At 60.8% G+C, this 24,776-nt stretch carries 16 protein-coding genes; 9 read left to right on the top strand and 7 right to left on the bottom strand.

Features of this window, described 5'->3' with window-relative positions; all coding sequences use genetic code 11:
* Positions 1-115 precede the first annotated feature (115 nt).
* On the top strand, positions 116-2,731 hold the full coding sequence (locus I2E13_RS04965) for a glycosyl hydrolase (RefSeq protein WP_195404360.1): 2,616 nt from the start codon (positions 116-118) through the stop codon (positions 2,729-2,731).
* A 273-nt stretch (positions 2,732-3,004) separates the two neighbouring features.
* Complete coding sequence (locus tag I2E13_RS04960; protein ID WP_117564529.1) at positions 3,005-3,859, top strand: MurR/RpiR family transcriptional regulator; 855 nt, start codon at positions 3,005-3,007, stop codon at positions 3,857-3,859.
* Positions 3,860-4,009: 150 nt separating this feature from the next.
* Here I2E13_RS04960 and I2E13_RS04955 read toward each other — a convergent pair whose 3' ends face one another.
* Entirely contained in the window at positions 4,010-5,323 is a 1,314-nt protein-coding gene (locus tag I2E13_RS04955; protein ID WP_195404359.1) for an apiosidase-like domain-containing protein, read from the bottom strand.
* A gap of 226 nt (positions 5,324-5,549) precedes the next feature.
* Positions 5,550-6,977 carry a PTS transporter subunit EIIC gene (locus I2E13_RS04950; RefSeq protein WP_118273247.1) on the bottom strand — a complete coding sequence of 476 codons (1,428 nt, stop codon included), beginning with the start codon at positions 6,975-6,977 and terminating at the stop codon, positions 5,550-5,552.
* Between the two features lie 487 nt (positions 6,978-7,464).
* On the opposite strand from I2E13_RS04950, the gene I2E13_RS04945 reads away from it, so the two are divergent.
* Entirely contained in the window at positions 7,465-8,802 is a 1,338-nt protein-coding gene (locus tag I2E13_RS04945; RefSeq protein ID WP_195404358.1) for a carboxylesterase family protein, read from the top strand.
* Positions 8,803-8,873: 71 nt separating this feature from the next.
* Positions 8,874-10,385 carry a nucleoside hydrolase-like domain-containing protein gene (locus tag I2E13_RS04940; protein WP_195404357.1) on the top strand — a complete coding sequence of 504 codons (1,512 nt, stop codon included), beginning with the start codon at positions 8,874-8,876 and terminating at the stop codon, positions 10,383-10,385.
* Positions 10,386-10,782: 397 nt separating this feature from the next.
* On the opposite strand, the gene pyrE is transcribed toward I2E13_RS04940, so the two are convergent.
* Entirely contained in the window at positions 10,783-11,463 is a 681-nt protein-coding gene (pyrE, locus tag I2E13_RS04935; RefSeq protein WP_117640525.1) for an orotate phosphoribosyltransferase, read from the bottom strand.
* Positions 11,464-11,902: 439 nt separating this feature from the next.
* On the opposite strand from pyrE, the gene mgtA reads away from it, so the two are divergent.
* Positions 11,903-14,671, top strand: a complete 2,769-nt coding sequence (gene mgtA, locus I2E13_RS04930) for a magnesium-translocating P-type ATPase (protein ID WP_195404356.1) — start codon at positions 11,903-11,905, stop codon at positions 14,669-14,671.
* Positions 14,672-14,770: 99 nt separating this feature from the next.
* On the opposite strand, the gene I2E13_RS04925 is transcribed toward mgtA, so the two are convergent.
* Both I2E13_RS04925 and I2E13_RS04920 read right to left on the bottom strand, forming a co-directional pair.
* Positions 14,771-16,315 (bottom strand): helix-turn-helix transcriptional regulator, encoded by a 1,545-nt coding sequence (locus I2E13_RS04925; RefSeq protein ID WP_195404355.1) that lies wholly within the window; start codon positions 16,313-16,315, stop codon positions 14,771-14,773.
* Between the two features lie 244 nt (positions 16,316-16,559).
* On the bottom strand, positions 16,560-17,888 hold the full coding sequence (locus tag I2E13_RS04920) for an ATP-binding protein (protein WP_117735655.1): 1,329 nt from the start codon (positions 17,886-17,888) through the stop codon (positions 16,560-16,562).
* A gap of 405 nt (positions 17,889-18,293) precedes the next feature.
* Between I2E13_RS04920 and I2E13_RS04915 the strand changes: the two genes are divergently transcribed.
* From I2E13_RS04915 to I2E13_RS04900, 4 genes are all read left to right on the top strand, one after another.
* Complete coding sequence (locus I2E13_RS04915; protein ID WP_117763326.1) at positions 18,294-19,031, top strand: DUF4428 domain-containing protein; 738 nt, start codon at positions 18,294-18,296, stop codon at positions 19,029-19,031.
* A gap of 24 nt (positions 19,032-19,055) precedes the next feature.
* Complete coding sequence (locus tag I2E13_RS04910; RefSeq protein ID WP_195404354.1) at positions 19,056-20,378, top strand: hypothetical protein; 1,323 nt, start codon at positions 19,056-19,058, stop codon at positions 20,376-20,378.
* Positions 20,379-20,426: 48 nt separating this feature from the next.
* Positions 20,427-21,665 (top strand): SPFH domain-containing protein, encoded by a 1,239-nt coding sequence (locus tag I2E13_RS04905; RefSeq protein WP_117793912.1) that lies wholly within the window; start codon positions 20,427-20,429, stop codon positions 21,663-21,665.
* A gap of 80 nt (positions 21,666-21,745) precedes the next feature.
* Positions 21,746-22,585 carry a hypothetical protein gene (locus I2E13_RS04900; RefSeq protein WP_195404353.1) on the top strand — a complete coding sequence of 280 codons (840 nt, stop codon included), beginning with the start codon at positions 21,746-21,748 and terminating at the stop codon, positions 22,583-22,585.
* A 193-nt stretch (positions 22,586-22,778) separates the two neighbouring features.
* Here the strand turns inward: I2E13_RS04900 and I2E13_RS04895 are convergent, their stop codons facing one another.
* Entirely contained in the window at positions 22,779-23,402 is a 624-nt protein-coding gene (locus I2E13_RS04895) for a response regulator transcription factor (RefSeq protein ID WP_118273255.1), read from the bottom strand.
* Entirely contained in the window at positions 23,399-24,742 is a 1,344-nt protein-coding gene (locus tag I2E13_RS04890) for a sensor histidine kinase (protein WP_195404352.1), read from the bottom strand. Before I2E13_RS04890 ends, I2E13_RS04895 begins: the two co-directional genes overlap by 4 nt.
* Positions 24,743-24,776: the final 34 nt, after the last annotated feature.

Genomic DNA, 24,776 nt, shown 5'->3' with positions numbered 1-24,776 from the left:
AATCGTTGATTCGGTCATATTCTGCCGTGATTTGGATATTAGCACGCCGCCGCCTGCACGCCAGAATGGAGCCATGCAACATACGCTGCCCACCATCGGCTTGCAAGGAGGATCCATGACCGCGTACTACCAGCAGGTGCTCAACGGTGCCTACGACAACCACGTACTCCCGTTTTTGTGGATGAAGGGCGAGGACCAACAGACCATTGCCGAGTATCTGGAGAAGATCGCCGGCGCCGATATCCACGAGGTCTGCCTCGAGAGTCGTCCGCATCCCGATTTTTGCGGTGAGGGCTGGTGGCGCGACCTGCGCTTTGTGATCGACACGTGCAAGCAGCTGGGCCTCAAGATCTGGATCTTGGACGACGCACACTTTCCCACTGGATACGCCAACGGCGCCGTCAAGGAGGCGGCGCCGGAGCTCCGCAAGATCGTTCTCACCCACCGCACCATCGACGTGGTGGGCCCCACGCCGCAGGCGAGCATCGCGCTCACCAACATGTTCGACAAGACGGAGCGCTTCTATGGCGTTACGTTTATGCAGGAAGGGCGCGCCGTCGAGGTGGAGCACCGCGTAATCGAGGACGAGCACGGCACGCCCTGCCGCTTGGTCTTTGATGCGCCGGCTGGCACCACGCAGGCGTGCGTGATGTTCACGAGCGGCAAGACCTCCTACAACGAGGACTACATCAACGTGGTCGACCGTGCCTCGGTGGCGCAGCTCATCGATGCCGTGTACGAGCCGCACTTTGCGCATCTGGGCGATGAGTTTGGCAAGACCATCCTGGGCTTTTTCTCCGATGAGCCCGGCTTTGCCAACGAGAAGGGCGTCACCGGCGCCGACGGCATCTCCGACACACTCATCGGTAAGGCCACCGCGCCGCTCCCCTGGTCGGCTGAGCTCGAGCGCCGCCTGCGCGCGGCGCTGGGCGAGCGCTACCTGGACGAGCTCCCGCACCTGTGGGATCGCATGGACGCCGGCGCGCACGTGCGCCACGTGTACATGGACATCGCGAGCACGCTCTACAAGGAGTGCTTCTGCGACCAGCTCGGCGACTGGTGCCGCGCGCACGGCGTGCAGTATATCGGCCACGTGATCGAGGACAAGGACTGCCACGCGCGCCTGGGTGTGGGCGCCGGGCACTACTTTCGCGCCGTAGGCGGCCAGGACATGGCGGGCGTGGACATCGTAATCAACCAGCTCATCCCCGGCATGGACCAGGGACTCCACTCCTACGGCCGCGGCGTGTGGGACCTGGAATTCTACAACTACGTGCTGCCCAAGCTGGGCTCCTCGGCAGCGCATCTCGACCCCAAAAAGCAGGGCCGCTGCATGGCCGAGGTCTTTGGCGCTTTTGGCTGGCATGAGGGCCTGCGCGAGATGAAGTGGATCACCGACCACGTTATGGTGCGCGGCGTCAACTGGTTTGTGCCGCACGCCTTTAGCATGGCCGCCTTCCCCGACTTCGACTGCCCGCCGCACTTTTACGCGCACGGTCAGAACCCCCAGTTTGCGCACTTTGGCAAGCTCATGAGCTACATGAACCGCACCTCGAGCCTGCTTTCGGGCGGGCGGGCCGTCACGCCGGTGGCGCTTCTGTACCACGCCGATGCCGAGTGGGCGGGCGAGGCCTCGTTTATGCAGCATGCCGCCGCCGAGCTTGTGCGTGCGCAGATCGATTTCGATATCGTGCCGGCCGAGGCGTTTGAAGATACCGAGCGCTACGCTGTGGAGATCGCCGCAGACGGCAGCGGCTTTAGTGTGAACGGCCAGGCGTACCGCTGCCTGGTGATGCCCGACGCCGAATATGCCGGCGGGGCCGTACTCAACTTTGCCGCGTGCGCCGCAGCCGCAGGCGCTGGCGTATATGCCCTGGACAAACTGCCGAGCAAGCGCTATGACGGCGAAACTGCCAGCCGCGCGGGCTTTGCCCCCGTGGAGGCCAACGAGCTTGCAGGCGTTTGCGTTGTTGCAACTTCCGAGCTTGCGGGTGTGCTGAGCGCGGCCGGTATGCAGACCGCGGTGTGCACCGAGCCGCAGCCGTGGCTGCGCGCACTTCGCTACGACCGCGCCGACGAGAGCTACCTCATGCTGGTAAACGAGCATCCCAAGCAGGGCATTCACACGCATGTTGAGCTCGCTGACGGCGCGCCCGTGCACGGCGTGCGCCTCGATTTGCTCGACGGTAGTGCACCCGTCGCCTTTGACGGCACGCTTGAGCTCGCGCCCTACGAGAGCTGCATTGTGGTGCTCGGGGCCGAGGCGCCCGCTGCCGGCGAGCACGGAGGCTCCGATGCCGAGCATGCGGTCACGCGCGTTGACGGCCCCTGGAACGTCTCCTTTGCCACGCCCGACGCCGATGCCACGCACCTGGTCTTTGACGAGGCCGTCGAGCTTGGCGACCTGCACGATCTTTCCTGCGCCGAATTCCCCGGCAAGGCAGGCACTTTCCGCTACCAGGCAAGCTTTGCCGTTGCTGAGAACCTCGCCGGCGCCGCGCTCGACCTGGGCGAGGTCTTTGAGACCGCCACGGTCGCACTTGACGGCGCGGATCTGGGCTGCCGCATCTGTCCGCCCTACCGCTTTGAGCTCGGCACCCTTGCCGCCGGTGAACATGCGCTCACAATCGATGTAATCAACACCCTCGACCACGCCATCCCCGACATCTTCGCCCTCACCGAACCCTCCGGACCCAGCGGCCTGCTCGGCCCCGTGCGCCTGCTTGGCTAACGGCATCGAAGCCCACTTCAATCAAGGCAAAATCCTTGGTTGAATCTAAGTCAGCGAGCGGGTTCCAAGTGCCCCAGGTTGCCACGAAGCAAGGCGGCATAGGGCTTTTGCCCATGCCGTCGAAGCTGAGCGGCAAGATGGGGTGCTTGGGGCCCGCGCAGCGTCAAGCGGTCCGCCGTTCGTTAGAACGGCGGAACATAGAAAGGGCTTGCTCCCCGGCGTTTTGTTTACCGCTATGATTGATACATAGCGACACGAACGCATAGGAGTCATATGGACATCAAGCGCAAGATCACGCAGGGCAAGGAGCTCACCCCCACCGAGCAGCAGCTCGGGCAGACGGTTCTCGCCATGGGCGAGGACGTCCGCGGGCTCTCCATTAAGGAATTTGCGCGCCAGGCCAATGTCTCCGTTGCGAGCATCCACCGCTTTTGCAAAAAGCTCGGCCTCGAGGGCTTCAAAGAACTCAAGGTCGAGCTGATGCGCGCAGCCTCGCGCGCAGACTCCGCCCCCGAGGTGGATATCAACTTTCCCTTTGATGCGACCTCCAGCGCCCAGGAGATCTCCGAGCGCATGGCGCGACTGTACGAGACCACGCTTTCCGAGACGCGCGAGATCCTCGACCCGGCACAGCTCGACTACGCCGCCAAGCTCGTCTTACGCGCCGGCACCGTGGACATCTACACGGGCTCGCACAACCTGTATCCGGCGGGAATGTTCCGCGATCGCCTGCTTTCCGCCGGTAAGAGCTCAACGTGCTACGACAATATCGAGGCCCAAGTGCGCACGGCGCTCGCCTCGGGCCCCGACCATGTGGCAATCGTCATCTCCTACAGCGGCCTTGCCCCCAACCTCAAGGAGATCTTGCCGATCCTCTGCAGTCGACATGTCCCGGTCATCGTCATCGGCACGCCATACTGTGCCCGCATTCACCCCGGCTTTGCGGCATATCTCACCGTAAGCGATATCGAGAGCCTGAGCCACCGCATCACGCAGTTTGCCAGCCACATCGCCGTGCAATACGTACTCGATTCGCTCTACAGCAGCTACTTTGCCAAAGATTACGCCCGCTGCTCCGAGTTCCTCGAGCAGTCCTTCCCCTTTACCAAGCTGCCCGGGCTCAAATAAAACGAGAGAGGATTTTTGGTCACTTAAATGACGAGGGTGGATAATCTCCCACTTTGAGCCCGTACACAGGCAAAAAACGGGAGATTATCCACCCTCATTCTGTAGTCGTTACTCGGGCCTTTTTGCCGCCGGTCGCGTTGGAACCGCGCGCTACTGAGCGGGCGAGACCACCAGGAGTGCATCGTGCTCGAAGGGATGCTGGGCCACGCGCACGGCACCGTCGACGGGCACAACCGGCAGGTTTGCCACGCGCTTGTTCTCTAGGTCAAACGCCACAGCATTCCAGGCGGTGGTGCCGCCCTCGAGTTTGAGCTTGACGGACGTGGTCCTCGGCAGATAGACCACCACGCGTTCGCCCACGCGCGCCACGCGGATGGCCTCGCGTGCGTCGTCGAGCAACTCCTGCGCGGGTTCAACAGCTACCGCCCCATCCGCGCTCGTGGCACCCAGGCCGCGCAGCACGTGCTCGATCAGGCCAAAGTCCCACACGCCCGCAAACTGCAGGCACTCTTGCCAGCGGAACGGCATGTCAAAGCCCTCGCCAAGGGCGCTGCCACGGCTCTGAGAGGTCTGCCAGTTCCACACGCCGTGCGCACCGTAGGTAATGCCCGCCGAGGCACCGGCCAGGATGCTCGACCACACGCTTGCACGGCAATCCTGCGCGGTAAAACGCCAGTACACGTTGCGGCTCGCGCCCATTTGCTCGTAGCAGGGCTCGGAATTGACCATCGGCTTTTTGGGATACTGCGCGCGAAAATCCTCGGGCAGCTTCCAAGCTTCCTCCTGACCGCTATAGTTGTGGCCGGGCTGGAACATGTAGAAGTCCAAGCGATCGGCAAACTGCTCGGGCAGGGCGCGGTTGCCACGGTTGATATGCATGGTGTGCAAGGACTCGGGAGCCAGCTTGGTGACCTCGTCGAGTGCATCCCCGTAATAGGCGATAGCCTCGTCGGTCTTAAAGTCGGTGTCGCCTGTCACCACGTAGACGGGGTCGAACTCGCCCAGGTTCTCGACGACGCGGGCAACGTGGGCGCGAACCTCCTCGCGCGGCATGACCTCGGCACCCAGGCGCTCGGCGATCACGGAGCCCCAGGTACCGGGCACGTAGTTGCACCACATGAGCACGAGCGCCGGGCGAATGCCGTGCTCCACGGCTGCCTGGCACATGCGGCGGGCGCGGTCCCAGTACTCCTGGTTGGGTGCACTCCAATCAAAGTGCACGCCGTCCTCGCTCGCATAGGGCCAAATGCCCAGGTCGGGCAGGCAGCGGTCCCACTGCGGAAGGGTATTGATCTGCAGTACGTTCATACCCTGCTCGGCACGGCGGGTGAGGTAGTAATCCCAATCGTTCTCGGTGATGCTCGTAAAGGCACTCCAGCACGTATCGGCAAACCAAAAGAATGGTTTGCCGTCGCAGAGGAACCCGTCCTCACGGGTATTGACGGTCAGTTTTCCCAAGCTCATATGGCACCTTTCTCTTGGGGAGACTTGCTAGGAGGGAGGTAAAGAAGTCGCCTGCCGCATTATCACAGTAGGGTCTGCGGCTGCAGTTGCTCAGCTCAAATTGAACGCACGCGAAGCACAGGGCCCTTACGTCTCTCCTAAAAAGTCTACAGGAAGGCCCCGCCGGGCTTATGCCAAGCGGAGCCCTGTCGTGTAGGGGGTCTTATTTAGACCAAGGCTGGGGCGACTAGGCCTCCATCTCGGCGAGCTCCTCCTTGGAGAAGCCGGTGACAAAGACGACGGCAGCGGCAATAGCAAAGGAGATTGCCATACCGACGATAGCCCAGACGGTGTTCATCTGGCCACCTTGCAGATAGTTGGTGAAGACCAGGAAGTTGGAGGCACCGCCTGCGAGGTAATAGGTGACGCCCATGAGGCCCGAGAACACAGCGCCGATGGCACCGCCGATGAACATGCCGAGCATGGTGCGGCGGAAGCGCATGAGGATACCGAAGAGCGCGGGCTCGGTGACGCCGCCGGCGATGGCGGAGATGACGTAGCCCAGGGCAAGACTCTTCTCGTCAGCGTTCTTCATCTTGAGGAAGGCACCGAAGGCGCAGCCCCAGACAGCGGCCATAGCGCAGTTAGTGGAAACAAAGACGAAGGGATCGTAGCCAGCAGCGATGATCTGCACCTGAGCGAGCAGGATAACGGGCATGTGCATACCGCAGACCACGAAGAGCTGCCAGAAGGCGCCGAGGATGGCCATCACGATCAGGATACCGATGCCGCCAAGGTCAGCAAGCCCGAAAAGAATGTTGGCGATGAGGCTGCCGAGCTCGTTGCCGATCGGAGCGAGGACGATAAAAGCAATGGGAATCGTGACGATCATGGTGCAGAACGGCGTGAAGACCGTGGAGAGCACGTCGGGCATGACCTTCTTAAAGAACTTCTCGATGAAGTAGAGGACCGGCACCGAAAGGATGATCGGCAGGACGGACTGCTGATAGTTGGCAGCGGCGATCTGGATGCCGTAGACCGAGATGATTCCGCCGCCCTCCTGGGTGGCGACGCTCACCACGGACGGGGCCATAAGGGCACCGCCGAGAAGCATGCCGAGAACGGGGCTGGCGCCGAGCTTCTTAGCCGCAGCATAACCCAGGTAGATCGGGATAAACGTAAACGTGGCCTCATACAGTGTGGTGTAGAGGAACGTATAAGTCGGGTCCGTGTCCGAAAAAACGCCCAGCATGGTGGGGCCAAGGACAGCCGCGATGGTGCGGAACAGACCGCCGGCCATGAGCAGCGGGATCAGCTGGGTCATGGAGCCCGACAGATAGTCGAGGATGATGTTGGGCAGGTTCTTGAGCTCGAACTTCTCCTTGGGAGCATCGAGATTCTCGTCAACGGCGGCACCCTGCTTGACGCCGGAGATGGCGACGAACTCGGTGAGCACCTTGGGCACGTTCTGGCCGATGATGACCTGGAGCTGGCTGCCGGCGAACTGGCAACCCAGAACACCCTTGACCTTCTTGATCTTCTCCACGTCGGCCTTGCTGTTATCCTTGAGCGTCAGACGCAAGCGCGTCATGCAGTTGGTGGCGACGGTAACATTCTCCGCACCGCCCACGAGCTCGAGGACATCGGTGGCAATCTGCTTGTTATCTACTGCCATGGGACCCCTCCCCATATCTTCGTGTGCCTACTCGCTTGTGTAAGCACGCCTTTGGCTCGGCGACTATAACCCCTTACGGTTGCCGAACCCTTGGATACGCTGTCGTAAACAATTTGTTTACTGAACGTTTACGGGCTTTAGTTTACACGGAGTGCCTGATTTGTGGCAATTTTGCCGTCTGGAGTCCGGTGAACGGTAGGAAATCGGGGGTAAGCGTATTTAGACGGTAGAAGATCGTCTATTTGACCCGATATTGATATATGGCTATTTACGTGGGCTTTTATTTTGATAAACACCTTTGTAACGAGCTAGCTCATCAACAATAGTCCTGCTAGTTAATAGTAAACATATGTTTAGTAGTTCATTGCGTGTTCAGTTTTACCGTTTACCGAGTTCATCTGCTCATTCTACAGTTCTGCATTAAACTAAACATGTTTAGTCTGTATTGCCGCCCTTGTTTAGTACTTGCGGCACAAAGGAGTAGCTCATGGAACTCAAATCGTGTACCTACGCAACCGTCACCACGCTGGGCGATTTTGGCCCCTGGATCAACAAAGTGGTGCTCGACCTGCCGTGCGTTGTGCGCGCCAACGACGTGAACGAGCACACGTTCAATATCTACTGTGCCCGCCATGAGCGCACGGGCGAGGTCCTGATGCGCAAGGAGCACGGGGCCGATCACGCGGCGCCCTCCGTGGGCTACGTGCCGGTGCTCGCCGCCTACCCCTGCGATGAGAACGGTCAGCGCCTGCCCAAGGGCACACACGTAGCGCTCGAGACGCCCGAGGTGCGTCTCACCAAAGAGATCGAGGGTGGCGTGCTGGGTTCGCGCTATATAGAGAACCACCTGCACGTGACGCAGCTTGTGGCGCTCCCGGGCGAAGACGGCGACGACCCCACCGCGGGCCTCGTCTTCGATCGCAGCCGCGGCGACATCTGTCCCGCGCTCAAGGGCTGGCATAACGCCGTGCAGCAGACGCCCGTCGACGGCATCGCACTCGAGTACGGCTATTTTGAGCCGAGCTTTGAGCCCGCTGACTCCGCGCTCTTCAACCCGTTTGCGCCCAAGGACACGCCCGCCGTCGAGAAGGCGCCACTGATCGTGTACCTGCACGGCGCCGGCGAGGGCAAGGGCACCACACAGGGCGAGGGCGCGACGCGTGCCTACACCGGCAATCGCGTGACAGCGCTCTCGCAAAAGCAGATCCAGCGCTACTTTGGCGGCTTTGTCTGGGTGCTCGTGCCGCAGTCGCCCACGTTTTGGATGGACAACGGCGTCGAGCAGCTCGGTCGCTCCAACCAGAGCATCTACTCCCCCGTGCTCAAGGCGCTCATCGACGAGTTTGTCGCCGAGCATGCCGACCGCATCGACACCGATCGCATCGTGGTCGCCGGCCTTTCCAACGGCGGCTTTATGACCCTGCGCCTGTGCGCCGACTACCCCGATTTCTTCGCCGCGGGCCTTCCCTGCTGCGCGCCGTGGTACAACGCCACGGACGAGGACGTGGCCGCACTCTCCAAGACGCCGCTGTGGTTTACGCACTCCAAGGGCGACGAGCTCGTGTGCCCGCAGCAGACGGTGCTGCCGCTCACGGCGCGCCTGCGTGATGCCGGCGCCAACGTGCACCTCACCTACTTTAGCCATGTCGAGGACCTGACCGGCGTGTACCGCGAGGCCGACGGCTCGGCCAAAAAGATATTCAACCACGGCGTGTGGATCCACCAGTTCAACGACCTGTGTTATCAAGACTTCGACGGGGGCAACGTACTCATCGACGGCGAGCCGGTGGGCTGCTGGGAGTGGTCGGCCAGGGTTTCGAGGTAACCATTCCATCGGGTGCCCCGTCTTGCCTTGCGCGTAACTGGCTGAAAAAAATCTTGGTTGGAGTTGTTCCTATGTCTCAGAATTTGACTCGAGTGATTGTTACCACCGATATGGAAGTCGATGATATGAACTCTCTGGTTCATTTGGCTCTGTATCTCAATGTGCTCGATGTGCAGGCTGTGGTGTACACGGCTTCGCAATATCACTTTCTTGGCGATGGTGTCCATACGCTGGGCGAGGTGAATCCGCATTGGCGGACCAAAGGCGTGCGCTCCTATACCTGGGACGTCGTTCCGCACGAGCCCGACCCCGAAGCTGGCTCGCTCATGGAGTACCGCCCATTCCCCAAGGGTTGGATCGAAAGCCTGTGGAGCAACGAGTATGCCCAGGCCTGGCCGCAGCTGCAGGCCAATGCCGCTGCCGCCGGCGAGCCGTCCTTCCCCACGCCCGCTCAGATGATCGAGCGCACCTATATGGGCAACGCCGCCTTTGAGGGCGACGTACGCGAGGAAACGCCCGGTTCGCGCGTCATCGCCAACGCCATCATGGATGATGACCCCCGCGCGCTGTGGCTCCTTTCCTGGGGCGGTATGAACACTATCGTTCGCGCCCTCATGTCCATCGCCGAACAATGGCAGAACACACCCGAGTGGCCCGCCGTGCAGCAGAGGGTCCATCAGAAGGTGCGCGTGATGGGTGTTGCCGATGGCGTAGGGCAGGACAACTCATGGCTCGACCATGGACGCGAAATCTTTCCCGAGCTCGTCTTTTGGCGCGTGCCCTATAGGTACGGCGGCTATATCGACGCCAAGACGGCTCAGCCCGATACGCTGCCGCTATTTAAGGCCCCTTGGCCCGAGCAGAATCTCACGCAGGGAAACGGCCCCCTCATGGCGCGCTATATGCTCTATGGCGATGGCAAGGTCTACGAAAACGAGCCCGAGCGCTTTCAGTTTGGCAAGCATGCCCGTCTGGATTGGGGCCTGGAGGGCATGCCCGCGATGCAGTTTGAGCGCGGCGACTTTATGGCCGAAGGCGACAGCATGACCTATATTCCGCTGCTGCCGTTTGGCCTGCGCGGTATCGACGACCCCGACTTCGATACGCTACTCGGCCGCATGTTTCATGATGGGCGCCCCGATGCAGACGCACCCACCGTTTTTGCCGCCATCAGCACGCCTGCAGACGACAACCCCAATCCCTACCTGCGCGCCTATCAGGAAGACTTTGCCGCCCGCGCGCAATGGTGTGCCCATGATCCGGCAGCCTGCTCGCATCCGGCGCATGTTGTCGAAGTTGTGGCCGATCGCAGTGCCGTAGCCGGCGAACGCGTCGCCCTTGCAGCGACCATCGTCGACCCCGACGACAAGGGCTTCGATGCGCATTGGGATGTCGCCGTGGACCCGTCGAGCTATGCGGGCGCCCAAGACCTGTCGCTGTGGCAAAAATGCACGCCGGACACCACTTTCGTCGTGCCCGCCGACGCACGGCCCGGCGATCGCTTCGCGCTCACCCTCACCGTGCAGACACGCGCCGAGCGCCCCTGCAGCCGCTACGCCCAGGTCGCCATCACCGTCGCGTAGCAACCGACGGCGCCCACATTCGGCAAGGAGTGTCCCCAGGCGCCGGCACAAAAGGAACGTCCCCAAGTGCCGCCTGTTCGCCGAGCGAGGATTTTTGGACACTCAAATGACGAGAGTGGATAATCTCCCACTTTGAGCCCGCAAACAGACCAAAAACGGGAGATTATCCACTCTCACTCTACGGGCACTCATTTAAGTACGTCCCCAATGAGTACCCCCACGGCAACGGCACCGCCGATGTTTTGGCAACGACAGCGAAAACCCGCCAGAGCGAGCAAGGTGCCTTGAAACGAGGCGGCATTGACCTTCTGGTCATGCCGCCGAAGTTGAAAGGCAGATTGCCGCTCTGGCGGGTTTGCAGCGTCAAGTGCTTACGCGGGTTGGTAAACCCGCGTAACTAACGAACTCCGTACTGCTCGTAGTAGGCGTCGATGGCGGTCTTGAGCTCGTCGTCGATGACGACCTTACCGTCGATCTCGTGGTTGTAGAGGGTCTCGACGACCTCGGCCATGGAGACGATGCTCGCGACGGGGAAACCGTACTTGGCCTCGATCTCCTTCTGCGCGGTGGTCACGCCACCCTTGCCGACCTCCATGCGGTTGAGGGACACGATCAGGCCCTTGATCTCGACATCGGCAGCAGCCTTGACCTTGGGATAGGTCTCGTCGATGGACTTACCGCTGGTGGTGACGTCCTCGACCATGACCACGCGGTCGCCGTCCTGGGGCTCATAGCCCAGCAGGTTGCCCTTATCGGCGCCGTGGTCCTTGGCCTCCTTGCGGTCGCAGCAGTACTTGACCTCCTTGCCGTACAGCTCGTGGTAGGCAATCGCGGTCACGACGGCCAGCGGAATACCCTTGTAGGCCGGCCCAAACAGCACATCAAAGTCGTCGCCAAAGTTATCGTGGATAGCCTGGGCGTAATACTCGCCCAGCTTCTTGAGCTGGTAGCCCGTCACGTAAGCGCCGGCGTTCATAAAGAACGGGGATTGACGGCCGCTCTTGAGCGTAAAGCTGCCGAATTTAAGAACGTCGGACTCGACCATAAACTTGATGAACTCTTGCTTGTAAGCCTCCATGCGGGCTCCTCTCGTAATCGCGTACGTGCCTTCCAGTTTAGCGCAGGCGAAGCGTCGATGCGGGCGCGCTTTGAGGCCACGGCATTCTGTAAAGGCTTTGTCAGGGGCAACGGTTTTCCGAACAATGGGGGTTGACATGTCAAACCCCCTCATCAAGAATACGGGCGGATTAAAACGGGTACGAGATACCCAAAGCGCGCTGCGCCCGTCCATAAGGAGGTGTGCCATGGAAGGCAGTCATAGTCGAAAAACCTGCATGCCGCCCTCGGCACGCCGCGAGGACTCCGCACACGCATAAGCACCAATAGCCGATCGTCAAAACCACCACAAAGGTGCCTGTCCCCTTTGTGGTGGCTCGCAAGCATGACGTGAGCGACATCTAGGTTTTTTTGAAGCAAATACGACACGTACGCTAACTCCCTTCAACAAGGAGGACCCTATGCTGATGCTCAAAACCGCTACGGTACTCGAAGCTATCTCCAAGCGCCGCCGCACGGCGCGCCCTGCCGCCCACGCCGGCCTGTCCAAGAACACCATATTCGCCGCCACCCATTGTGCTGAGGACACTCTCGTACTGCTTGACGCCACGGCAAACGGCCTCACCGCCGAGCACGCCGCCGAGCGCCTGAGCGCCGTCGGCCCCAACACCATCGAAGCGCCGACCAAGACGCTCGCCCGCCGCATCGCCGACGCGTTCGTCGATCCCTTCGCTGGCATCCTCGCCGCCCTCGCACTGGTCTCGCTCTACATCGACGTGCTCGCCGTGCCCGAGCTGCAGCGTGACCCCTCCACGGTCATCGTCATCGGCATCATGCTGCTGGTATCGGGCGGCATGAAGTTTATCCAGGAAGCCCGCAGCGGCAATGCAGCCGAGGCCCTCAAGGACCTGGTCTCCAACACCTGCTGCGCCCTGCGCAACGACGAGCATCTCGAGATCCCCTTCGACGAGCTCGTCCCCGGCGATATGATTCGCCTCTCTGCCGGCGATATGGTGCCGGCCGACGCCCGCATCATCACCGCGCGCGACTTGTTTGTGATCGAGTCGGCACTCACGGGCGAGAGCGAGGCCGTCGAGAAGACCGCCGCTATCACCGTCGTCGAGGGTGCCGACGGCTCCGCGCTGCCGCTCTCTGCCTGCAAGAACATCGTCTTTACCGGCACCTCCGTGCAAAACGGCACCGCCATGGCGCTTGTCGTTGCCACCGGCTCGGACACCTACCTGGGCGGCATCGCCAAGATGCTCAACGGGCGCGGCGAGAAGAGCGCGTTTGACCGCGGTGTCTCGAGTGTCTCCATGTTGCTCGTACGCCTCATGCTCGTTATGGCGCCGGTCGTCTTTACCATCAACGCCGCCACCAAGGGCAACGTCATCGACGCGTTGCTGTTCGCCACGAGCGTGGCTGTGGGCATCACGCCGCAGATGCTTCCCGTCATCGTGACCACGAGCCTGTCGCAGGGCGCCAAGGACCTCGCCCGTCGCCAGGTAATCGTCAAGGAGCTGCCGGCGATCCAAAACCTGGGTGCCATGGACGTCCTGTGCTGTGACAAGACCGGCACCCTCACCGAAGACCGCATCGTGCTCGAGCGCTACCTCAACACCGACGGCAACGAGGACGCACGTGTGCTGCGCCATGCGTTTTTGAACAGCTTCTTCCAGACCGGCCTCAAAAACCTTATCGACCTGGCCGTCATCGACCGTGCCGACGTGACGCCCTCGACCGTCGCACCCGATGCCATGCTGGGCCAGAGCCTGCGTGACCGCTATACCAAGGTCGACGAGGTGCCCTTCGATTTCTCGCGCCGTCGCCTGAGCGTAGTTGTCGCCGACGCCCAAGGCAAAACCCAGATGGTTACCAAGGGAGCTGCCGAGGAAATGCTCGAGATCTGCTCCTTTGTCGAGGTCAGCGGTATCGTCCAACCGCTCGCCGACGAGGAGCTCGCCCAGATTCGCAAGCAGGTCGCCGGGCTCAACGCCGAGGGCCTGCGCGTGATTGCCGTGGCGCAGAAGACCAATCCGCGCTGCGTGGGCGAGTTTGGCATCGCCGACGAGTGCGACATGGTGCTGATGGGCTTTTTGGCCTTCCTCGATCCGCCCAAAGCAAGTGCCGCGGGCGCCGTCGCCACCCTCGAGGCCAAGGGCGTAGCGGTCAAGGTCCTGACCGGCGACAACGACCGCGTGGCCGCCACCGTCTGCGAGCAGATCGGTATCGACGCGAGCAACGTTTTGCTCGGCTCCGAGATCGATGCGCTCGACGACGCAGAGCTTGCCGAGCGTGCCGAGAAAACCCATCTCTTTGCCAAACTCTCGCCGCTGCAGAAGGCGCGCCTGGTGCGCGTCATGCGCGAGCTGCTCGGTCACACCGTAGGCTTTATGGGCGACGGCATCAACGACGCCGCCGCCATGCGCGCAAGCGACTGCGGCATCTCGGTCGACTCCGCCGTCGACATCGCCAAGGAATCCGCCGATATCATCTTGCTCCAGAAGGACCTGGGCGTGCTCGAGCGCGGCATCATCGAAGGCCGCCGCACCTACGGCAACCTGCTCAAGTACCTCAAGACCACGGTGAGCTCCAACTTTGGCAACGTACTGTCCGTGACCGTCGCGAGCCTGTTCTTGCCGTTTTTGCCCATGAGCGCCCTGCAGCTGGTACTGCTGTCGCTGGTCTACGAAATCGTGTGCATCGCACTGCCGTGGGACACCGTCGATGACGCCTGGACTGCCCGTCCGCGCACCTGGGACACCGCGTCCATCAAGGGCTTTATGCTTGAGCTGGGCCCCGTGAGCTCGCTGTTTGACATTGTGACCTTTGCCGCGCTCTTCTTTGTGGTATGCCCCGCCGCCGTGGGCGCAAGCTGGTCCGAGCTTGCCGCCGCGGGCGACGTCGCAGGTATGGCGACCTTTGCTGCGCTCTTTCAGAGCGGTTGGTTCGTTGAGTCCATGTGGTCGCAGACGCTCGTGATCCACATGCTGCGCTCCCCGCGCCTGCCGAGCCCGCGCGACCACGCCGCGCCCGCGTTGTGCGCGCTCACCGTGCTGGGCTTGGCGCTCGTCACCTGGCTGCCGGCAAGCCCCATCGCCGATGCACTGGGCCTCATGGCGCTGCCCGCGAGCTTTTTCGCGCTGCTCATCGGCATCGTTACCGCCTACATCGCGCTCACCCAACTAGCAAAGCGCCGCTACATCGCCCGCCACGGCGAGCTGCTGTAGTGCCGCAGGTACCATCGTCAAGAATGCTTGGGCCGCTACGACCTGTCCCTGCTGGCCGCAGCGGCCCAAAACAGCTAAAAATGCCCCGTCCCAAATGAGCTAGTCATTTGGCGTCCAAGACCAGAAGAAATTGATAAGGGCCACGCGCGACTCGGCACCGGTCTTTTTATTGATCGAGGCGATATGGCGGTAGAGCGTGGAGCGCGAAAGGAAGAGCTTCGCGGCGATGTCCTGAACGCTCTCGTGCGATGCGACCAAGGCCTCCAAAATATCGCGCTCGCGCTCTGTAAGCTCAAAGGCGGCGACAAAGGCATCGAGCCGCTCGCCGAGCGTGAGCTCCGGAACCTCCGCGAAATCGGGCTCGCTCTGAGCAGACGCGCGGTCCGCACCAAGATCATCGGCAGCAAACGCCAGCTCGCCGGGCGCCGCAGCGTCATCGGTCCGATGCCCAGACTGCCCCAGCAGCGAAATCGCAATGCCCACAAACAGCACGAGCACCGCACTCACCGCCAGCAGCACGTTCTGGCTCGAGACAATCGCCACCGCCGGCGCCGTCACGAGCATCGCGCAAACGTTGCTGATGACACGACCCATGCACGGCCACAGATACGACCAGTGCGCATAAACCGAAATGGCAGCAAATTTCGTCGTGAAAAACACCACGAAGAAGCCCGAACCCAGATAGAAAATCGCCATGGCCGCAAGCGCATTGCCGCCATTGCCGTCGATGAGCAAGACAAAGAACGAAAGCGTGGACAACATGGCAGTGCAAGTCATGGTGATGTTCATATACGAACGACCGTGCAGGTCAAATAGGGCGCCGGCGACTAGAGCGCTCACGCCCATCAGCAAGCGCGGCCAATCGCCCAAGTCGATGGCCCCGGCGGCGTGCGAGGTCGTGAGCCCCGCGTTGAGGGCGGCAAACACGCCAGCAAGACAGGCGGTTGCGACCGTCAAACGCACCACGGCGCGCCGAAAAGCCGCCGTTGATTCAGAATCGTCTTGCCATTTGGCGCCAAATTCCGACGCATCCACCGAAAGCTCGGCGATATCGGACTCGCGCCCAGGCTCAGATTCACCGCGCAGCTTGGCACGACGAGCGTCGTGGAGCAGCGCCACCTGCACAACCGCACAGGCAACAAGAACAAACTGTTGCGGAATCCCCGCGGGCATCACCATATGGTTGAGCACCTGCACCAGAACGCCCAGGGCATACGAAAGCGCCGCCGCGCGCGCCAAATACGGCGTCCGTGCAAAGCGTCGCGCAAAGTTGGCATGGGCGGTCGATCCGCAGTAGCCCAGTGTGCAGAACGTCAGCAACCCGCCGGCAATGAGCATCTCAAATTGAGCCGCCATCATCAACAGCAGCAACGCCGATGCCAGCAACACGCCCGCGATGTCGCTTGTCGTATCGATCGCACGGGAACGGCGGTAGTACAGAAGGGGACGCACAAGAAAGCCGATTGCGCTCGCGCCGACGATGAAGCTCTCGTAGACAACGACCTCGCTCGGCGGCACAAACTCGGCAACGCGCACGTCAAAAAGATACTCGCCAGCCAAATACGTAAAATAGAACAGCGCTAGGCATATAATCTCCCGAATGCCCCGACGTAAGTATGCGGCTGTGTCTCCCATGCCTCTCATGAATCCCCCCCCCCCCGCCGCCCAACTGTTTGGATTTCAATTTTAATAAAGAATCAGTCCCGATAACGAAGCCAAGCTCGAAATGCCGCGAATTTGACCCCAGTAGTCCACGGCGTGCAGCGTTTTTGAGCCGTCTGTCCCAGAAGGAGCACGACGTGGACTGCTTGCTCGGCAAAGAGTGTCCCCGGCGACCAGTCGTTTAAGAACGTCCCCAATGACTACCCCAGAGCTCTCAACCCTTCATCTATGGCATTTCTTTTAGCAGGCCCGCCATATATAGGGGCAAATACAATATCGCCTTTCCATCCACCACGTTGTCCCGGTGAAGCACGACCGCCCGAGCCAATCCATAGTTTTCAACGCTCATCAGGCGATCGAGGGCAACGTGCTTTGTGCTGTACCTACCCGATTTGACCTCGATAGGCAAAACGACGGGGCTCCGCTTATCCTCGATAATAAAATCTACTTCTCCAACCTTGGCCGCGTTAAAGTAGAACAACGAAGAGTAGCCGCATGCGCGCAGCTCCTGGGCGACCGCATTCTCAAAAGCCTGCCCAAAGTTGATCGATTCCCGCTGCGCAACAATGGCCTCGACATCAGCGGGAGAAAAAGTAGAGAACAGCAGCCCCACATCGCTCAGGTAGAACTTGAAAAAACTGTCTTCCCGCGAGAGACCCAAGGGGAACATGGGCTCGCTCACCCTCTTAACCGGGATCGCAACGCCCGCATTAACAAGCCAGTCAAAATCAGGCTGCAAATCCAAAAATCGTTTCCGCTTGTCTATCCCGGTAACGAGAAAGCGCTTGTTCTCTTTATTGAGCTGCGCGGGCATGGCATCGTAGATCGTCCTGATCCGTTGAGCATGCGCGGGGGCTTCGGCGTACCGTGCGATATCTGCGCGATATGCTTCGAGAATGCCCTGCTGACGAGCGCGCATCGCCTGTGTATCATGAGTTGAGACGAACAGCTGAACGGCCTCAGGCATGCCACCCACAAGGACATACCGATAATACGTCTCGATCAACCGTTCATGAATAAACGGAGGCACTTGTTCCCGTTTGCGATAACAGGCACGAACGACATCCCATAATGATTCGTCGACTCCCAGAGCCCAGGAGAATTCCTCGAAATCCATGGGAAACATCTCGAGGATATCGATAGTACCTACCGGCAACGACCGAAAATGGAACGCCTCAATCCCGAGCATGGAGCCGGAGTAAATGACATCGAAACGATCGTCTTGCGCAAGATAACGCATCCAGGTGATGGCGTCTCCGCAACGCTGCACCTCATCAAAAAACAGAAGCGTCTTTGTATCCGAAGCGATGGGCGATGAAGCCAGTGCGGTGATTCTCACAATGAGGTCATCGAGGCTCCTTGCCTCCCCTATGAGCTCGACCGCGTCGGGTCTCTCCACGAAGTCGATTTTCAGGAAGCTTCTATAGTTGTCACGGGCGAACTGCTCGACAGCGCTTGTTTTGCCAACTTGTCGAGCACCGGTAATAAGCAGTCCCTGCCCGGTTTTAGTCTGTTTCCAGCTTTCAATTTTCTCGATTATTTTACGCTTGAGCATAACTTGCCTCCCTTTTCCTATTTTAACTGGGATAACTGCAAAATTCCAATTGAGTATTTATATATTTCAACATAATCTCAATTGGAATTGACCTCTATTGAACATTTTTAGAAAGCGTTGATCGAATTTCCGACAGCGGGTGGGGCCATAACCAACCTGTCTCTCGAGAAGAGCCCCCCACAAGGAGTGTCCCCAGGTGCCGGCAGAAAGGAACGTCCCCAAGTGCCACCCTTTGGCAAAGAGTGTCCCCGGCGACTAGTCGTTTAAGAACGTCCCCGATGACTGCCCAAAATGGGCCATGTGTCCCAGTTGTGGAGACTTCTTGAGCCGCTTGGGTATCGTGAAAGGCCGCGCACTCACCCATCATCAAAAGTGACACACGCTACCAGTTGATGGGAGGCAGCCATGGGCTTCTTTGACAAGATGTTCGAGAAGAAAGAGTGCGCGATTTGCGGTACCGAGCTGGGTCTTTTGGGAAAGACCAAGATCAACGAAGGCTACCTGTGCAAAGAGTGCGCCGGCAAGCTCTCCCCCTTCTTTAGCGGCTGGCGCTCCAGCACCGCAGACGACATCCGCGAGCAGCTCGCCTACCGCGAGGCCAACGCCGAACGCCTGGCGTCGTTCAACCCCACGCGCACGCTTTCTGCCGGACGCACCAACATCATGCTCGACGAGGACGCGGGCCAGCTGATCATTACCTCGCAGAGCCGCTGGCGCGACGCCAACCCCGACATCATCGAGTTTTCGCAGGTACTCGGCTGCGACATGGACATCGACGAGCATCGGACCGAGGTCTATCGCGAGACCAAGGACGGCGAGCGCAAGAGCTATGATCCGCCGCGCTACGACTTGGATTACGACTTTAACCTGACCATCCACGTCAACACGCCGTACTTTACCGAGATCGGCCTGCGCGTGAACGACTCCACCATCGAGCAGCGCGGATCCGTTGAGTACCGCGAGGCCAAGCGCCAGGCAACCGAAGTCCGCGACGCGCTGGTGCAGCTGCGCCAGGAGACGCGCGATAGCGTCGCGGCCGCCAAGGCTCCCAAGACTGCAGTCACCTGTCCCTTCTGTGGTGCAACCACGATTCCCGATGCCAGTGGGCGCTGCGAATACTGCGGCGGCGCCATCGGCGCATAGTCCCCGGCGCAGAAAGGACCGATCATGGCCTTCGAGAGCGTCAACTATCAGTGCCCTGCGTGTGGCGGCCCCCTTCACTTTGCCAGCGCCGAGCAAAAGCTCGTCTGCGACTACTGCGATTCGCGCTTTGAAGTCGAAGAGGTCGAGGCTCTCTATCGCGAGCGCCAGGGCAAGGCGGATGCCAAAGCCGACGCCGCGGCCACGGCGTCCAAGCCCGCTGTCGACGACGCGGTACAGGAGCTTGCCCAAAACGCCGGCTATATCTGCTCGTCGTGCGGCGCCGAGCTGGTCTCGGACGGCACGGTCGCCGTTACCACCTGTCCCTACTGCGGCAACTCCGCCGTGGCACCCGGCCAGCTCTCGGGAGACTTCTCCCCCGACCTGGTGATTCCGTTTAAGCTCGAGCGCGACGACGCGCTGGCGGCGCTCAAGGAGCATTACAAGGGCAAGATCTTGCTACCCAAGAGCTTTATCACCGGCAACCACATCGACGAGGTTCAAGGCGTCTACGTGCCGTTTTGGCTCTACGGCGCCCGCGTTGACGGCGAAGTGTACTTTGACGCGACCAACGAGACCGTGACCGAGGAATCCGACCGCACCGTCACGACCACCGACCACTACGATGCCTATCGCAAGGGCAATATCTCGTTTAAGCGCGTGCCCGTTGATGGATCGACCAAGATGCCCGACGGCCATATGGATGCCATCGAGCCGTTTGATTACGAGGCTCTGCGCCCGTTCTCGGTCGCCTACATGCCCGGTTACATCGCCAACCGCTACGATGAGGATTGCGAGACGTGCAAGGCGCGCGCCGAGCGCCGCATGGAGGAGAGCACGATCTCGGCCCTGCGCGAGACCGTCGTCGACGAATACGACGATGCCACGGTCGAAAGCAAGCAGCTCGACTACACCTGGGAAGACAGCGACTACGCCCTGTTCCCCGTCTGGATGCTTTCCACCTCATGGAACGGCAAGAGCTACCTGTTTGCCATGAACGGCCAGACCGGCCGCTTGGTCGGCGAGCTCCCCTGCTCCAAGCCCAAGCTCGCTATTGCCTCGGTGCTGTTCTTTGTGATCGGATTTATCCTCTCCCAGATTCTCTTTATGGGGGAATACGCCTTCGATCCAGATTACCTCACCTTCGATGTCGAGGGCATTCTCATCAACATCATCGCGCCGCTGATCATCGTGATTATCGGAGACGTGCTACTGGTAGGCCAGCTCAAGACGGCCAACGAGGCCACCCACGCCGACGAGTACTGCGGCGAGCTCGACCTGACCGAGAAGCACGACACCTTCAGCCACACCGAGACCACCGTTGTCATGAAAGACGACAAGGACGACTAAGCAATCCAACCAATACCACCCGGCCTTTGACGAGAAAGGAAGATCACCATGGGACTCTTGAAAGCTGGATTGGGAGCTGCCGGCGGTGTCATGGCCGACCAGTGGAAGGAATTTATCTACTGCGAATCGATGCCTGCTGACGTCTTGGCCTGCAAGGGCAGCAAACGTACCGGTGGCCGCAGCTCCAACACGCGCGGCGAGGACAACGTCATCTCCAACGGCTCGGTCATCGCCGTCAACGACGGCCAGGGCATGCTCGTGGTGCAAAACGGCAAGATCATCGAAGTCGCGCTGGAGCCCGGTGAGTTCGTCTTCGATACCGGCAGCGAGCCGAGCGTCTTTAGCGGCAACCTGGGCGATTCCATCAAGGAGACCTTCGCCAATATCGGCAGCCGCTTTACCTTTGGCGGCGACGCGGGCAAGGACCAGCGCGTCTACTTCATCAACACCAAGGAGATCATCGGCAACAAGTACGGCACCGCCTCGCCCGTACCCTTCCGCGTGGTCGATAACAACATTGGCCTGGACGTCGACATCTCCGTGCGCTGCAACGGCGAGTATTCGTACCGCATCACCAACCCGCTGCTGTTCTACACCAACGTATGCGGCAACGTGACCGATAGTTACACGCGCGACAAGATCGACAGCCAGCTTAAGTCCGAGCTGCTCACCGCCTTGCAGCCCGCCTTTGCCAAGATCTCGGAGATGGGCATCCGCTACAGCGCCATCCCCGGCCACACCACCGAGCTCGCCCGCGCGCTCAACGAGGTTCTCTCTGCCGACTGGCGTGACCTGCGCGGCGTCGAGATCGTGAGCTTTGGCGTTAACTCCATCGCCGCCTCGCAAGAAGACGAGCAGATGATCAAGGATCTGCAGAAGGCAGCGGTCATGCGCGACCCCACCATGGCGGCCGCCAACATCGCCAGCGCCCAGAGCGACGCGATGCGTGCCGCGGCGGCCAACCCCAACGGCGCGATGGCAGGCTTTATGGGCATGGGCATGGCAGGCGGCATGGGCGGCATGAACGCCAGCCAGCTGTTCGCCGCCGGCCAGGCGCAGCAGCAGACCGCCCCGCAGCCGGCTCCGGCACCCGCTCCCGCACCGGCTCCCGCCGCACCTGCGGCCGGCACGTGGACCTGCAGCTGCGGCGCCACCAACACCGGCAAGTTCTGCTCCGAGTGCGGCAGTCCCGCACCCGCCCCGGCGCCGGCCAAGTGGTTCTGCCCCAACTGCGGTAGCGAAAACGGCGGCAAGTTCTGCAGCAACTGCGGAACGCCTAGGCCCTAACCCCTTTATCTGGTAATTGGCGGGGGATCCGCCACCCCCGCATTTGCTTCTATGGGTTTTCACACAAGAAGGAGGACACCATGAAGACAACGTTCAAAAAGTCCGCACTCGCATTTCTGACATGCGTCTTGGCGCTCGCCTTTGCCCTCACGGGCTGCAGCGGCGGCAAAGACCCCAAGGCCAACTTTGTCGGCAGCTGGAAGCTCTCGGGTGGAACCACGGAGGGCGAAGAGCTGACCGATGAGTATATGGATATGTTCGAGGAATGGGGCATCAGCTGCATCTTGGTCCTGGACGAAGACGGCACGGGCAGCCTCGATTTGTTCTCCGAAGTTTCCGACCTAAAGTGGGAGGCCAAGGACGCTACCACCGCGAGTATCACCGTCGACAAGGAGACGACCGACGTGAAGCTCGAGGACGGCAAGCTTGTCCTTGAGGACGGCGAGGACAAGCTCATCTTTAGCAAGTCCGATAAGGACCTGTCCGGTACCGTGAAGAAGGATCGCGAGGCCGCCGAGAAGGAAGAGGAAGTCGAGGAGGCCGTCGAAGACGGCGATGTCCAGAGCGTCGAAATCTCCCCCGCCGTCACTGTCGCCGATGACGACCTGTGCACCATCACCATCACCGAGAAGTTCCAGGACGACTGGGGCGACATCGGCTTTGTCGTCAACATCGTCAACAAGAGCGACAAGGACCTGACCTTCTACGCCCCCACCGGCAAGACAAACGTCAACGGCACCATGAAGGAAGCCTGGTTCTCGGCCCACCTGATGCCCGGCACCAACGCCACCGAAGAGTTCACCTTCTCGAACGGCACGCTTGACGGCTTCGACAGCCTAGTCAACACGACCATCGGCATCGACGCCTACCTGACCGATTCCTACGAGGACGTCGCTTCCTACAGCGCAACCATCGCGTAGCGACAGACATCGACAGCCGCGGATTGGCGGACAAACCCGCGCGCGTACCAGACGGGGCCGCAGGAAATGATCCTGCGGCCCCGTCGCTTTGCGTCGCAACGATCTGCCCACGCAAACAGGCCGCCCGCCGCTTCCAGGTGCGATGCGGCGGGCGGCCTGCTTTTTAGCGTCGAAGCGCGGTCGAGAGCATCGATTACGGACGCTCCATATTGGGGACGATGCTGCCCTCGGTCACCGCATGCACGGCCAGGCGCATGATATTGTCGTAGCCGGTCTTGCTCAGAATCTCCGAGATGCGGCGCTTGACGGTGCCCTCACTCATAAACAGCTCGCCCGCAATCTCGCGACGGCTCTTGCCCTCGCAGGCAAGGCGCAAAATCGACAGCTCAACATCATCGAGGGCCGCCGTGCCCGAGAAAATGCTCTCGGGCGGTTTGGGAAACGTGCAGTAGCCCGCCAGCGTGGAGCGCATCACGCCAAACAGCTCGTCGATACCGACATTCTTGTACACAAAGCTATCGACGCCCGCCTCGCGCGCCTGATCGACAAAGGTGATCTCGGGCATACCCGTCATAATGATGACACGGCACTCGGGCAGTTCCTCTTTAATACGCGCTGCCGCCACGATGCCATTGGAATCGTGCTCGGTGCACACGTCCATCAGTATCATGTCCGGGCGCTCCTTGAGCACGACATCGAGGGCTTCGGAAGCATCGGCTATCGCGGCGACGACGGTCATATCGGACTGGTCGCCAACGGAGCGTGCGAGACTCTCGCGCAAGATGGCCTGGTCTTCGACGATGAGCACGCGGATCATGAGCTTCTCCTTTGGACCGTGGCGTTGGAGTGCAGCGGAATGGATACCGCAAGCGTAAAGGGCGGGGCGGGGCGGACTTCCAAGCTGCCGCCCAGATCTTGCGCGACACGCCTCATACCTGGGATACCCGTTCCTTCGCGATACGATACGGGGGCTGGGGACCCGTCGTTAGAAATAGTCATGTGCGCGACGGCACCAGCATCCGTCCCCTCCTGCCACAGGCGCACGTGGACCTGATGCGCCTGCGCATGCTTGGTAGCATTGGTCGAGGCTTCGCGGATAATCTGCAAGAATGCTGCGGCGACACGTGCATCCTGGGGCAGTGCACCCTCGACATCGATCTGCACGCTCACCAGGCCGAAGGCGTGGACGATATCGCCCAGCTGCTCCGAAGGCTCGCCGGCACCGCCACGGCGCAGATCGGCGGCGATTGAGCGCAGCAACGGGTCAATCTGCTCGAGCGACTCGTCGTCCAAACGCCCCTCCTCCAGATAGCGATGAAGGATAGACAGGCGCTGGCCGATCACATCGTGAACGCGGGCACGCATGCGCAGATAAGCCGCGTTGTCGGCAACTTTTTTGACTTCTTCGATCTGAGCCTGGAGCTCTTTGCCCGCAAGCGCAAGCAGGTGGTTGGCCTGCGCCAGGCGGTCATGCGCATGCGCATACTCTGTCACATCCAGACCGATTATGCGCTCGAACGAACGGCCCGAGACCATAACGTCATCGCACACAAACAGGCGAATCTCGGCGGGAGAAACCTCGACCACAACGCGCGCCTCACCAAAGCGGTCTAAATTGATGCGCACGCGGCTCTGGCTGCTTTCGGGCATTTGCATACTGAGTTTGCGCAGGTCGTTCCATGTACCGCTCATATCGCCTAGGTCGGTGGGCATATGAAGCTCCACCAGGTTTTTGCGCATGCAGCGGTTCATGAGCAGCGGATGGCCCCTCGGGTCTAGATACAGAATGCCCACGGGAATCACGTTGATGGTTTCAATCGTCGAGAACGCGGTGATGTCCTCCTGGCGGTTACGGACGTCCATCAAAAGCGCCGCGATGGAGCGGAACAGGAAGAACGCTCCCTCTGCGATAAGGACAACGGCCCACGCCGAGCCCATAGCAAAAACCACCGGCGGTGTAACGGCGACAACAAGCAGCAGCTCGGCCAGCATGACAGGGCGACGATAGTGCACCATAAGGACCACGCCATAGGCAAAGATCGCGGCATTGAGCCACAGCACTCCGCCCATTGCCCTGGCGCAAACGTCAAGCGGCGCCACCAGATACGAGCCAGACGACGCGAATAAGATGAGCGCCGAAATCATCAGGTGAAGCACAAGGCTCGCCTCGTAGGCGCAAATCACCTTGCGG

The organism is Collinsella aerofaciens (assembly GCF_015554145.1).
Classification (GTDB): Bacteria; Actinomycetota; Coriobacteriia; order Coriobacteriales; family Coriobacteriaceae; genus Collinsella; species Collinsella aerofaciens_AA.
This window is presented reverse-complemented; position numbering and strand designations above follow the sequence as displayed.